Source organism: Polaribacter batillariae (assembly GCF_017498485.1).
Classification (GTDB): Bacteria; Bacteroidota; Bacteroidia; order Flavobacteriales; family Flavobacteriaceae; genus Polaribacter; species Polaribacter batillariae.
In genome coordinates this window covers 488,268-502,453 of the sequence record NZ_CP071795.1, presented here as the reverse complement: position 1 = coordinate 502,453, position 14,186 = coordinate 488,268, and the positions used below count along the sequence as shown (strand labels likewise).

Below are 14,186 nucleotides of genomic sequence, written 5' to 3'. Positions count from 1 at the left end.
GTCTAAAAAAAAATTACAACCAGTTGAAATCAGTTATATTAAAATATTATTTACCAATATTTGCATTAGCATTTATATTTGTAGCGCCAATTATTTTAATTAATTATGAAGAAGATAATTTTTCTGATATGATAATTGGATTATCAATTTTAGTTATTTTTCTAACATTGATATTAGGAACTTTAAATTATAAATTTGGTGATAAATTAGCTTTTAATAAAAGGAAAAAAGCGATAAAAAAGGATTTATTTCAGGACTTTATTTACAACGGATTTGATGATAATGAAGTTTCAGTTTCGGGGTATGTAGAAAATTATTATGTAATTATTTCAGATGAAAGAGACTATTCTTACCCTAATAAATGGATAGAAATTACAATTTTATTTAACCCAAAGCAACAAAACCAATTTATACCAAATTATATTTTTAAAAAGTTATATAAACAAGGTAAAAATAATTACTCTTGGAACTCTAACAGTGTAACGATTAAAAAAGTTTATGGACTAAAAGTTCCAAAATATAGAACTATTACAAATATAATTGAAGAAGCTATTAAAATATTAAGAGATAATAATATAGCATCAATTAAAGTAGAGGAATGGGATTTATCACTTAAAGCAAGTGTTACTCATTACAAACAGATATCAAGTTTAAAAAATTAGTAAAATTAGTCTTTAAATGCAAAAACTAAAAAAAGCCAATTTATACAGAAACGAGCTCATTCCCATTAGTGGAAAATTAGTAGAACGTTACAATAAATGTTTACTGAAATTAGGTTTTTCAGCAACAAAACTCACTAATTTTTCTATTGATGGAGTAGGATGGAGCCCAGAAATTGCCGAAGAAAAAAACGAAGATTTTTATTTAAACAATGGTGAAGCAAACACACACGCAATCGTTATAACTCCGTTGCAAAAAGGCTTGCCTGTTTACAATCCGTTTTATTCTTTTGATAAAGAAATAATGAAAATTGTTTTTAGAAAACACGGAGATAAAATAAATAATATTACAAGAGATTCCGCAATTTGTATCGATTTTGACCAAAATATAGACACATTTTACGAACCTTTAGATGTTTTAAAATACAAAGAAATTAATGTTAAATTTCATTTAATCAATAATTTAGATGCTGCAAAAGCAACGCAATTAAAATTAATTGAAACCTTTAAGAAAGATACGAATTTTATTGATGAAAATATCCATCAACAATTATTAACATCCGCAAAAAAATATGGCGATTTAAGACAAAGAACCTTAGATTTAGAACCCATTACTTTTCCTTCAGATTCTTTTTATACCAAAGCTTTTGGCGGAATTTTTGTACTAAGAGATTTTGTAAAACCCATTTTAATTTTCGAAAAAAAAGCAACGTACAAAGAAGCCATAAACGATACAGTATATGATGTTTTAATGTATCATATCTCTCATAAAGAATTAATAGATAAATTATTAAGCTACGATATTATAGAGTTCGATTTGCAAGAAGAAGTTTCAGGAAAAAGATACGATAGAATTAAAAAATACATTTTTTCAGAATTTTTAAAAGAAACCAATCATCCAGTAAAAGACATTTTAGAAGATCCTATTTTATTTAAAAGCTATTTAAATAAAATAGATATTGATGCACGTAAAAAAGTAATGGGTTTAGAACTCTTTTTAGAAAAGAAAAAGCTTTCGAAAACATTAAAAGCAAAAGATGTTTTAGACGACGAGTTGTTTGTTGCTTTAAACAAACCACATTCATCTTTAAAAGCGGCAAATCAAGATTTAATTTGGTATTTGTTGGTAAACATTGCTCCAAAAGATGTTTTATTTTTATATTGGTATGATAAAGAACAGTTTTATGAACGATTTAAAAAATTGGATGAATCTGTTCAAGATTGGGTAATTGAAACGATTAAGAATGGGTATTAATATCCTGCAAGGTTTCAAAAACCTTGTAGGTATATAAAAAGTTAACTTGTAGATATATAAAATAATCAATAAAAATTCATAATTTTATTCATATCTAAAAAAGAAAAACACCAACAAGAAAAGATAAAGATATCTACAAGGATTAAAAGAAACCTTGCAGGAGGAAACAAAAAAGATAATATGACAAGGGGTTTAAACCCCTTGCAAAAATATAAACTCAAAAGCCATGACATTAGAACTTATTATATTTATCGCTTCAATACTATTCGGAATTATTATTTACTGGAGAGAATCGCAAACCAATAAAGTATATCGTTTTTTTAATAAATTAATGAATTCGAAAGAATTACAAATGAAACCTACAGATAAAAAAGGGTTTGTTTACCAGCAAAATTTCCTTTTAAGATTGGTGTTTATTGTATCATTTTTTTTAATAGGAATTGTAATTACACGTTTTTTAATTCCTATAGATTTGGCAACAATTTCTTTATTTGCTTCGATGATTTTTGGTACATTACTGGGTACCTATTTGGCAGGATTTATTTTTAAATCATCGGCAATTATAGACCAACAATCAGATTCTTTAGAAGAAAAGTTTAACGATGTTTTAGAAAAAGGAAAAGATTTTATTGAAGATATAAAAGGCGAAGAGCCAATTGCCATTAAAAAAGCACAAGAAGAAATAGAAAAGCCAAAAGTAGAAGAGAAGAGCGCAAGAGAACGATTAAAGGATAAAGGGCTGCTTTAAACAGTCAGTTTTCAGTAACAGTTTTCAGTTATAAACTCTTCTTTTGAATTCTAAATTAGAAGATAAAGTATAAAATTATAAAACACAGTTGCTCACACTGCAAGTTTCTCCCCTTTGGGAAGATTAAGATGGGCTAATTATGATAAAAAATTATTGGAATAAAGGAACAAAACAAAAAAAGAGAGTAATTATATTTTCTATCATTATAATTGCGTTGTTATTCTTTTTAAGAGACGATTATCAACCAGCATTATTGTTCTTTAGAAAGTTTATATTTATTATTTTATTGTGTTTTGCCATATTATTTTTCGGATTAAGAAAATTTAGAAAATCGGCAAGTACAAGAAGCAGAATAGGAATTTTATTTTTATTAGCACTCTTTTTCGGAGCCATTTATTATGTAGGTTTTCAGTCGAAAATGTACAGTTATATGCAAACCTACAATGTATTTAACGATTTAAAAAGAATCGAAATTGTAGAACTTCCTCTAACTCAAAATGAGAGAATTCAACCTTTAAGAAACATTTTTTCGATGGCCAACGAATCTGTAGGTGAAACCAAAGATGTTTCTTTACCCCATTTGGTACGAGTAGATGGAAACAACCAATGGACAATGGCAATTCAACCAACAGAAAAATACTATTGGCAAGGGTTAAAAGACAATACAGAAGAAGTTTTTTCAGTATCGAGCACCACACCATTTCCACGGTTTTCGAGCGAAAATAGAATTCCAGTTACCTTTTCAATTGGCGAATCTCTAAAATTCAGTAGAAATACTTACAATGCAGTTGTTCAGCGATTTAATCTTTGGATGCTGTTTAATTACGAACCAAGTGATACGTTTTATATGAAAAACGACCAAGGTGCTTGGGTGCAAGTGGTAAGTTTAATAAAATGGAAAGGCTTCTTTTTTCCATACCCTAGCTTTGGAGGTGTAATGGTTGTTGATAATGGAGAACATAATTTTAACGATTATTTAGAACGAATTACCATCGGAAAAGGAACCTATATTTCTCCAGAAGAAATGAAAAACTACGAATATTTAAGAAAACAAAACACCTTGTCGGAAAAAGTTTCTCGTTTACAAGCCGAAAGTTTAAAGTTTTTAGCAGGTTTTTCAGATCCATTACCTTGGAATATGAAAAGTGCTGTAAAAATTCCTGTTGCTCCAAAAGACCAAAATGAACAACCTTATGTAACCGATTTCGATTTTTCTGATACAAAAACAGGAGCTTACAGTGGTTTGTATCATTGGTTTGGTTTAGAGCCAGTTGGAGAAGAAAGAACCAGTTTAAGTTACAGTGTTTTTATTCCTGCAGATGGTACAGATAAGTTGTATTATTACGATCATGCATCAAAAAAACAAGGTTACGCAGGTGTTTCTGCAATGCCTTTAAAAGTAAAAGAATCTAAAAAAGAATACGATTGGAATGCCAATTCACCAGTAGAATTTAGACCTTATATTAAAAATATTGCAGGTAGAAAACGTATGTTCTTTTTAGGCACAGTTTCTACGATTAGTAACGATAATCCGAACCAGTTCGATGGTTCTGCAACACCAGATTTAGCTTTGGTTGACAGCGAATATAGAGATGTTGTGTGGATAAATGCGAAGAAACCAAGTACTTGGAACGAAGAGGTGTATAAGCAATTAAATGAAGCTTGGAGAACCAGTGAAGGAGAAAATATTTATTTCGAAAAAGAACTAACCGTTTTAGAGAAAAACCAGGCAATATTAGATTCCATTCAGTTGATTTCTAAAAAAGAAAAGAATTTAAAAGAAATTCAACGTTTGCAAAAACAAATAGATTCTATTCGTATCAATCAATAGTTTTTTTGTAGAGCTATTTTTAGCTTTCGTTGCTCAATTTTTATCTCTTCTTTTTAAGAACCTGAGTTCGATATAAAAATTACAATATAAAAAAATATAAAATTATTTTAAAATCAAAAATTTATTCGTTTAAGCATTACTGAGTAGCAAACGAAGTTTAGAGAACATTTGTAAAACTAGAATTTCGAATAATAAATGGTATGAGCTGATTATAATTTTTTTATTATTTTTGAAAAACACGAACTAAAAAAAATGATTATGCAAAATGCAATTACAGAATTAGAAGAATTAACATTAACGAGTTCTGCAAAAAACTTTTTAAGAGAAACTGCAAAATGGACCTATTTTTTGTCTATTCTAGGATTTATTGGCTTAGCATTAATGGTTGTATTCAGTTTTTTTGCTGGAACATTATTTAATAACTTACCAGAAACACAAACAATGCCTTTTGATTTTGGTCCTGTAATGACAATTACATATTTAATCTTGGCTTTGATTTACTTTTTTCCAGTGTATTATTTATTTCAATTTTCTACAAAGATGAAAACAGCATTGCGATCTAAAAACGATGAAGATTTGGCAAATGCTTTCGAAAAACTAAAGTCTCACTATAAATTTTTAGGAGTTTTTACAATTATAATTTTATCGCTTTACTTTTTATTTTTTGTACTAGCAATGGTAGGTGTTGCTTTTGCTTGATAAATGGTATTTTTTAAAACATAAAAAGAAGCTGCCTCGAAAGTCTTAAAATTTGTCATTACGACTATAATGGAGAAATCTTATTTATTGAATTTTAGTATTTTATATTTTTCGATAACTTCGTTAGCTACTTTCAATCAAAATATATTTTGAGTTTAGGAATGCTTACAATGACCGTTAAATTTACTTTTGTGACAGCCTCTTTCTATTGATTTTTCTTTTTTAAAGAATCATTTTTAACTGTATCTTTTTTCTTCTTTCCAAAAAGTCCGCCTAAAACATTTTTTACCTTATCTTTTGTCGTTTCATTTGTATTTGTAGAATCTTTTGCTTTGTCTTTACTCCCTCCCAAAAGATCTAACAATTTATTTTTTCCTTTATCAACCCAATTTTGTTTTTGCTTTTCTATAATGGTTTTCATTAAATTAGAAGTGGCATCTTTAATGTTTGTGGTAAAGTTAGGGTTTGAAAAACTTCCTTTTAAATTAGCATTTACAGGAATTGTTTTAATTTCATTGGCATCTTTTGCCGTTAATTTTGCAATGGCATTTGTAACAGTTGGGCCTAAGTATTTTACGGGTAAGTTAAAAACAATATCATAATTCATGGTATTGTCAAAACCATGTTTTCCGTTAATATCAATACCAATATCTTTGTAATTTATATGAAATGGTTTTACGGAAACCTCACCATTATTAAACGTAAATAATGCACTTGCTTCGTTTAAATTTAGTTTGCTTACATCTAAAAAATCGACTTTAGAACCAATGGTACTTAACACTTTAGAATTGGCTATTTTTAATTTGGTGTTTAATAATTGACCTAATAAATTTCCAGAAATCGATTTTAAAACAGGTGTCATATCTTCAGATAAATCTCCAGAAACATTTATGGTAGAATTTATTTTACCCTCTAAACTTTCTGCGATAGGAGCAATGGCTTTTAACATTTCTAATTGAGAAAAAGACTCTGCAATGTTTAATTCTTGCAGTTTTAAATCCATTTTAAAGTTCGAATGATTTCCTTTTGTAGAAACTTTTCCGTTGAAATCGATTTTGCCATCAAAAATATTAGAACTTACATTTTGTAAATTTACAGTTTCATCTTTTACCCGTAAATTACCGACCACATTTTTTAAAGTAATATTGTCGTACACTACATTTGTGGCTTTTGCGTTTAATTGTACGTCTAAAAAAGCAGGAATTTTTAAGGTTTTTGAATCTGTAGTATTTGTTTTTTCTTCAGTTTTAGCTAAAAAATCATCTACTTTAAAATTGTTTGAACTTAAAGTGAAATTTCCTTTTAATGATTGATTTTTAAATAAATAACCGTAAAAATTTTCTAAATTTCCAAAAATATCTAAGTCAGAAGCACCCGTTTTTGCTTTAAATTCTTCTAATTTAATGGTATTTGTATTAAATGTTACAGAAGTTTTATCAATTAGAAATTCATTTGCAACATCCTCTCCTTTGTATTTAAAATTAGAAACAGTAATATTTCCTTTGTTTTTAATATTTTGGTAATTGCCTTTGTCAACAGAATTCATATCGAAATTTGTAGTAACATCTGCTTTTAAAATTCCTTCTAATTGGTTTTCGAGCTTCACAGGATATACTTTGCTAAGGTTGGCTAAGTTAATCGTACCATTTGCTTTTAGGTTAATATTTGCATTTTCTGTAATATTCGAAATATTTCCGCTTGCATTAAAAACATCTTTATCAATTCTAAAAGACGTATTATTTATAGCAATATAGGTGTCTTTTGCAAGGCCTGTTTTGTTGATAATATTGGCGTTTAAATTAATATTTTGTACTGCTTTTGGTAAATCTGCATATTTAAACATGGCATTTTTAGAGGTAAAAGAAATGTTTAATTTCGGAATGGTGGTTTTCGAATACCTTCCCTTTACAGTTCCATTAAGGTCGAAATTTCCTTCTGTGGTTACAGATGCTAAATTTCCTGAATATTGTTTTGGAACTAAAGCCAATAAGTTTTTAAAAGAAGACGTTGGCGTTTTAAATGCAATATCATACAGATGATTTTCTTCTACCAACTGAATAAAACCCTCGAATTCTAAAGGCAATTGATTGATGTAACCTGTATTTTCTTTAAATGTATATTTTAAGTTTTTTAAATCGATTCCTAAAATAGCATCTAATTTTACAGATACATTTTTAATGTAATTTACATTTTCTATATCAAAAGACAATTTTGCAGACGTTTCTGTATCTAAATCTAAAATATCTTTTGCGAAATTTCCTTTTCCTGTATGATAAATGCTGTCTAAACTCATTTTCATTTGAGAACTTTCATCAATATAACGAAAGTGCATATTCTCTAATTGATATTCTTGAATGTTTAATGAAAGTGAACTTTCGGTTGACGAACTTGGTGTCGTTTCTTTTTTTAAAGCAATGTCGTAATTTCCAATACTGTTTTTATTAAATATAATATTTACTTTACCATTTTCTGCTGAAATACTTTTAATTTCTAAAGTTTCGTTCGTACTTTTAAAAAGTTCTGTAATTTTTAAATTTAGGTTTAATTCCTTGGCATTAAATAAAGTATCTCCGAGAAAAGGTTCTTTATTTATAACAGCAATATTGTTTACTTTTAAACTTGCTAAAGGAAAATTCCGAAACAAACTTAAATCGGTTGCTGTAAATGTAACAGTTGCATGTATATTATTGTTTACAGTATTCGCAACCATTTGAACAATTTTATCTTTAAACAAAAACGGAATCGAAATTAGCCCAATTAGTAAAACTAGCAGCACAATGGCAATCCATTTTAGTATTTTTTTAGCAGTAGGTGTTTTTGCTTTTTCTTTATGATTCATTTTTATACGTATTATTACAAAACAAAAATACCTCTTTCACAGAGGTATTTTTGCTTAAATGATGTTAAATGTAACTTTTTGATCTGTTGATTAGTACTTTATTTCTTTATTATAGGATTTTGACTAATTTTTTCTATTTTCTCTTTAAAAGCTTTATTTAAAGAATCATTCTTTTTTTTCACTTCAACCTCATTCAAAGCGCCTTTTTGTAGTTCAATTTCTAATTCAATGTCTTTAGAAATCCTAGTTAATGTTAAATTATACTGTTCTGCAACCAAACTACTTTGCTTAAAAGAATAGGTGTGAAACAGGTTTCTCATTTTTTTTGAAGCCTCAAATCGAGATAAAAGAGATTTGTAGGTTTCCTTAGAAATATATTGACTGATTTTAGAATCAGCGAAAATTATTTCTTCTGTAAAGGTTGGGTAATTTAAAGCGTTAATTGCAACATCTAGAGAGTCTAATTTTACTTGTCGGTACAAGTTAATAAGATTTTTATTTTCTTCTATGTTTTGGTTCACATTACTATTTGATATTTCTAGTATGTCAATAACATATTGTTTATCTTTTCTTTTTTCGGCAAGGTTTGAGAAATAAAAGGCTAACAATACTCCAATAATTGTTGCTATTAGGGTAAAATAGAAATCAATTCCATTGCTATATCGCTTTCTAATTCCCTTAAATTTTTTGTTAAAAGAGAAAATTGTTATTACAACAACTAAAATTATAATAATTACAATTAAAAATCTCATATTAATTCACTTCAGTATTAACCATAACTCGTATTAAAATCAGCATAAAATTATACTATATTTTTTATTTTAAATATTAACAATCAGGTGTTTATTCTTAAACCTGTAGCGAAGCGATTTTAATTCTTCTTTCTTATTTAAACATATCCATTCCTGGAATATTGGGCATTCCTGCTTTTGCTGCAATGGCCATTTCATTTTCGTTAATTCGAGTTGCTTTTTCGATGGCTTTATTTAATGTAAGAATTAAATAATCTTCTAATTCTTCAGCATCTGTAAGTAAAGAGTCGTCTATAGAAATTGCTTTAATTTGTCTGTTTGCAGTTAAAGTTACTTTTATTTTTCCGTCAGAAGAAGTTTCATCTACCAAAACAGAGTTTAATCTTACTTTGGTTTCCTCCACTTTTTGTTGCGCTTCCTTTAATTTACCCATCATTCCTGAAATATCTCCGAACATAATTTTTTTTGAATTTAATTTAATAGTTGTTTTCGTTGCAAATTTACTAAATTTACGTTGAATTCAACCCCATTAAAAATGAAGAAAATATTTATATTACCTATAGTATTAAGTGTTATTTTTGCTGTCGCTTGTAAAAATGAAACCATGAAGAATACAGATGCAAAAGCACCTATAGCATACAAACAACCCACTACCTTAGAAAAACACGGAGATGTTCGAATCGATAATTATTTTTGGATGCGTTTGTCTGATAAACAAAAGCTTACAGAAGTAAACGACAAACAAACTCAAAAAGTAATCGATTATTTAGAGGCAGAAAATGCTTATTACAATAAAGTTACAGCATATACCAAAGATTTCGAAGCGAAATTATTCGAAGAAATGAAAGGTAGAATTAAAGAAGACGATGCTTCTGTGCCTTATAAAGATAATGGATATTTTTATATAACACGTTACGAAAAAGGAATGCAATATCCTATTTATAGTAGAAAAAAAGAGAATTTAGAAGCCGAAGAACAAATTATGTTTAATGTAAATGAAATGGCAAAAGATTTCGATTATTATCAATTAGGAGGTTTAAATGTTTCTAAGGATAATAAATTGGTTGTTTTTGCCACGGATACTGTGAGTAGAAGACAGTATTTTTTACGTGTAAAAAACTTAGAAACTGGCGAAATTTATAAAGATATTATAGACAATACTACTGGTGGTTCTGTTTGGGCAAATGACAATAAAACGTTTTTTTATACAAAGAAAGACCCAATAACCTTAAGAAGTTCTAAAGTATATAGGCATGTTTTAGGAACCTCTTCTCTAGAAGATGTAGAAGTATATCACGAAAAAGACGAGACCTTTAGTACTTATGTAACAAAATCAAAATCAAATAAATACATAATTATTGGTTCTTACAGTACAGTCTCTACAGAAGCTCAGTTTTTAGATGCAAACAAGCCAACAAGTAATTTAAAAATGCTACAACCTCGTGAAAGAGATTTAGAGTATAGTGTAGCGCATTATGGAAATGACTTTTATTTACTAACAAACAAAGATGGCGCCACTAATTTTAAATTAATGAAAACACCCGTTTCTAAAACAGAAAAAGAAAATTGGATAGACGTAATACCACATAGAGAAGATACTTTATTGGAAGATTTTTCGATATTTAAAGACTTTTTAGTGTTAGAAGAGCGCAACAATGGTTTAAACAAAGTTCGTATAAAACGTTGGGACGCAAAAGAAGATTATTATTTACCTTTTGATGAAGAAACCTATTCTGTAAACGTATATTCGAATCCAGATTTCGACACCAATATTATTCGTTATTCCTACAATTCTTTTACAACACCAGCTTCTGTAATCGATTTTAATATGGAAACTAAATCTAAGGAAATTAAAAAAGAACAAGAAGTTTTAGGAGGAAAGTTTAAAAAAGAAAACTACAAAAGTAAACGTGTTTGGGCAACAGCAAGAGATGGAAAAAAAGTAGCCATTTCTTTGGTATATCATAAAAATACAGAGTTAAATGCGAATACGCCACTTTTACAATACGCCTATGGCTCTTATGGTTATACAATTCCTGATGGATTTTCTACAACACGTTTAAGCCTGTTAGATAGAGGTTTTGTGTATGCTTTAGCCCACATTCGTGGAAGCCAATATTTAGGCAGGGAATGGTATGAAGATGGAAAAATGTTAAACAAAAAGAACACTTTTAACGATTTTGTAGATTGTTCTAAATACTTAATTAAAAACAATTATACCTCACCAAAACATTTATATGCAATGGGGGGGTCTGCAGGTGGTTTGTTAATGGGGGCAATTGTTAACATGAATCCTGAATTATACAACGGAGTTATTGCAGCAGTGCCTTTTGTAGATGTAATTTCTACAATGATCGACGATTCCATTCCTTTAACCACAGGAGAATACGACGAATGGGGAAACCCAAATGATAAAGAATATTACGATTATATAAAATCGTACTCTCCTTACGATCAAGTAGCTGCGAAAGCATACCCTAATATGTTGGTAACTACTGGTTTTCACGATTCTCAAGTGCAATATTGGGAGCCTGCAAAATGGGTAGCAAAATTAAGAGAGCTAAAAACAGATACGAATTTATTAATGTTAAGAACAAACATGGAAGCTGGTCATGGAGGAGCTTCAGGGCGTTTCGACGCCTTAAAAGAAACCGCCAAAGATTATACTTTTTTCTTGGCTTTAGAAAATAAATTGGGTACAGAACCTATAAAGCCTTAAAATCAATTTTATATTTCAATTCGAAAAATGTACTTTTGCGAGCGGTAAAAGAAAACCTCACAAATTTCTAAAACCTGTGAGGTTTTTTCGAGAAAAGATAGAATGATTAAAAATAAGGGGATAAATAATAGTATTTTAGAATTAGTAGGAGAGACTCCATTAATTAAACTTCGAAAAATTACTAAGAATTTAAAAGGTTCTTATTTTGCAAAGGTAGAAGCTTTTAACCCTGGTCATTCATCAAAAGACAGAATTGCTTTGCACATTATTAATAATGCAGAAAAAAAAGGAATTCTTAAAAAAGGAGCAACAATTGTAGAAACTACCTCTGGAAACACAGGTTTTAGCCTGGCAATGATAAGCATTGTAAAAGGTTACAAATGCATTTTGGCCGTAAGTGATAAATCTTCACAAGACAAAATAGATTTGCTAAAAACGATGGGAGCAGAAGTGCATGTTTGTCCTGCAAATGTTGCTGCAGACGACCCAAGATCTTATTACGAAGTTGCCAAAACAATTCATAAAAAAACGAAGAATTCTGTTTACATTAACCAGTATTTTAACGAATTAAATATAGAGGCACATTATAGAAGTACGGGGCCAGAAATTTGGCAACAAACAGGTGGTAAAATTACACATTTGGTCGCTGCAAGTGGCACAGGAGGTACCATTTCTGGAGCAGGAAAATACTTAAAAGAACAAAACCCAAATATTAAAATCTTAGGAGTAGATGCCATTGGTTCTGTATTAAAAAAATTCCACGAAACAGGTGAATTCGATACCAATGAAATTAAACCCTATAAAATTGAAGGTTTAGGTAAAACACTAATTCCTACAGCTACAGATTTCGATGTGATAGATGTTTACGAAAAAGTATCTGATAAAGAATCTGCTTTTGCTGCAAGAGAGCTGGTTAAAAAAGAAGGTCTTTTTTGTGGTTATACTTCTGGGGCTGTAATCCAAGCCACCAAACAATACGAAGCCTTAAATATGTTTGATGAACATAGTTTTGTGGTTTTAATTTTCCCAGATCATGGTTCTCGGTATCAAAATAAAATTTACAAAGATTCTTGGATGAAAAAACAAGGATTTCTTTAAAATACGAAATCGTATTCATGTCTTTTTCTCTTACAAAAACGCAAATTTTTTATGCTGAAATGCGTCTAATTTGACGAAACAATTTGTTAGAATACGAAAAATTTATGTTTTTTAAAATTATAAAAACCAAATTGTTTCGCAGATAAAATTTCCATAACCCCCTGTGTAATTACTCTGTGAACCTCTGTATATTAACTTATAAAATCAATCTCAAAAACCTAAAATTCCATGAATTTTTTCTCAATTTGAATAACTATTTTTATTTCTTACCTTTGCGCGCTCAAAAACAGTTGAAAATGGCGGTAGATTTATTCGATAGAATTATAAAAGATAAGGGACCTTTAGGAAAATGGGCAAAGCAAGCAGAAGGATATTATGTTTTTCCTAAATTAGAAGGTCCAATTTCTAACAGAATGTCTTTTAATGGTAAAAAAGTAGTTACGTGGAGTATTAACGACTACTTAGGGTTGGCAAATCATCCAGAAGTTTTAAAGGTCGATGGAGAAGCTGCTTTAGAACATGGAATGGCATACCCAATGGGTGCAAGAATGATGTCTGGACATACCCCTTTTCACGAAAAATTAGAGCGCGAATGCGCAGAGTTTGTAGATAAAGAGAAAGCATATTTATTAAATTTTGGTTACCAAGGAATCATGTCTGCCATAGATGCTTTGGTTACTAAAAACGATATTATTGTGTACGATATGGATACACATGCCTGTATTATAGATGGTGTTCGTTTGCATTCTGGAAAACGTTTTGTGTATCGACATAACGATATGGAAAGTTTCGAAAAGAACATTAAGCGTGCAGCTAAAATGGCAGAAAAAACAGGAGGAGGAATATTAGTAATTTCTGAAGGTGTTTTTGGAATGCGTGGAGAGCAAGGTCGTTTAAAAGAAATTGTCGCTTTTAAAAAAACATATAATTTTAGATTATTGGTTGATGATGCGCATGGTTTTGGAACCTTAGGAGAAGGAGGCAGAGGAACTGGTTTCGAACAAGGCGTTCAAGACGATATAGATGTATATTTTGCAACATTTGCAAAATCGATGGCAGGAATTGGTGCTTTTTTAGCAGGAGATAAAGATGTAATCCAATACTTACAATACAATTTGCGTTCTCAAATGTTTGCAAAGTCATTACCAATGGCAATGGTTAAAGGAGCTTTAAAACGTTTAGAAATGATTCGTACCATGCCAGAATTAAAAGAAAAATTGTGGCAAAACACCAATGCTTTACAGTCTGGTTTGCGTAATGCAGGGTTCGATTTAGGAACCACACAAACCTGTATAACTCCGGTATTTTTAAAAGGAGACATTCCAGAAGCAATGGCAATGGTAAACGATTTACGTGAAAATTACGGAATTTTCTGTTCTATTGTTGTATATCCAGTTATACCAAAAGGTTTAATTATTTTAAGGTTAATACCCACAGCAACACATAGACAAGAAGATATTGATGAAACCATTACCGCTTTTTCTGCAATTAGAGAAAAATTAGAAGACGGAACGTATAAAAAGATTGCAGCAACATTGGTGTAGTCTATAGTTAAATTATAAGATTGTAGAGATACGAAGAAGTTA

At 29.6% G+C, this 14,186-nt stretch carries 11 protein-coding genes; 8 read left to right on the top strand and 3 right to left on the bottom strand.

Annotation, left to right across the window (positions count from 1 at the left end):
- Window positions 1-23 precede the first annotated feature (23 nt).
- The 5 genes from JL193_RS02345 (at window position 24) to JL193_RS02325 (ending at window position 5,192) form a co-directional block, all read left to right on the top strand.
- Window positions 24-662 carry a hypothetical protein gene (locus JL193_RS02345; protein ID WP_207972303.1) on the top strand — a complete coding sequence of 213 codons (639 nt, stop codon included), beginning with the start codon at window positions 24-26 and terminating at the stop codon, window positions 660-662.
- A gap of 16 nt (window positions 663-678) precedes the next feature.
- The gene (locus tag JL193_RS02340) at window positions 679-1,914 is read left to right on the top strand and encodes a DUF6638 family protein (protein ID WP_207972302.1); all 1,236 of its coding nucleotides are present in this window, start codon (window positions 679-681) and stop codon (window positions 1,912-1,914) included.
- A 226-nt stretch (window positions 1,915-2,140) separates the two neighbouring features.
- Window positions 2,141-2,662, top strand: a complete 522-nt coding sequence (locus JL193_RS02335) for a hypothetical protein (RefSeq protein ID WP_207972301.1) — start codon at window positions 2,141-2,143, stop codon at window positions 2,660-2,662.
- 139 nt (window positions 2,663-2,801) lie between these two features.
- A complete protein-coding gene (locus JL193_RS02330; RefSeq protein ID WP_207972300.1) occupies window positions 2,802-4,493 on the top strand; it encodes a hypothetical protein in 1,692 nt (563 codons plus the stop codon).
- Between the two features lie 252 nt (window positions 4,494-4,745).
- Window positions 4,746-5,192: a DUF5362 family protein gene (locus tag JL193_RS02325; RefSeq protein WP_243456810.1), complete on the top strand. Its 447-nt coding sequence runs from the start codon at window positions 4,746-4,748 to the stop codon at window positions 5,190-5,192.
- 205 nt (window positions 5,193-5,397) lie between these two features.
- Here the strand turns inward: JL193_RS02325 and JL193_RS02320 are convergent, their stop codons facing one another.
- The 3 genes from JL193_RS02320 to JL193_RS02310 all read right to left on the bottom strand — a co-directional run bounded on the left by JL193_RS02320 (window position 5,398) and on the right by JL193_RS02310 (window position 9,240).
- The gene (locus tag JL193_RS02320; RefSeq protein ID WP_207972299.1) at window positions 5,398-8,031 is read right to left on the bottom strand and encodes an AsmA-like C-terminal region-containing protein; all 2,634 of its coding nucleotides are present in this window, start codon (window positions 8,029-8,031) and stop codon (window positions 5,398-5,400) included.
- Between the two features lie 98 nt (window positions 8,032-8,129).
- The gene (locus JL193_RS02315) at window positions 8,130-8,783 is read right to left on the bottom strand and encodes a hypothetical protein (RefSeq protein WP_207972298.1); all 654 of its coding nucleotides are present in this window, start codon (window positions 8,781-8,783) and stop codon (window positions 8,130-8,132) included.
- Window positions 8,784-8,916: 133 nt separating this feature from the next.
- Entirely contained in the window at window positions 8,917-9,240 is a 324-nt protein-coding gene (locus tag JL193_RS02310) for a YbaB/EbfC family nucleoid-associated protein (RefSeq protein ID WP_207972297.1), read from the bottom strand.
- Between the two features lie 147 nt (window positions 9,241-9,387).
- On the opposite strand from JL193_RS02310, the gene JL193_RS02305 reads away from it, so the two are divergent.
- From JL193_RS02305 to capB, 3 genes are all read left to right on the top strand, one after another.
- Window positions 9,388-11,502 carry a S9 family peptidase gene (locus JL193_RS02305; RefSeq protein ID WP_207973360.1) on the top strand — a complete coding sequence of 705 codons (2,115 nt, stop codon included), beginning with the start codon at window positions 9,388-9,390 and terminating at the stop codon, window positions 11,500-11,502.
- 102 nt (window positions 11,503-11,604) lie between these two features.
- On the top strand, window positions 11,605-12,600 hold the full coding sequence (gene capA / locus JL193_RS02300) for a cysteate synthase (protein WP_207972296.1): 996 nt from the start codon (window positions 11,605-11,607) through the stop codon (window positions 12,598-12,600).
- Window positions 12,601-12,896: 296 nt separating this feature from the next.
- Window positions 12,897-14,144 (top strand): cysteate-C-fatty acyltransferase, encoded by a 1,248-nt coding sequence (capB, locus tag JL193_RS02295; protein WP_207972295.1) that lies wholly within the window; start codon window positions 12,897-12,899, stop codon window positions 14,142-14,144.
- The last annotated feature ends 42 nt before the right edge of the window (window positions 14,145-14,186 follow it).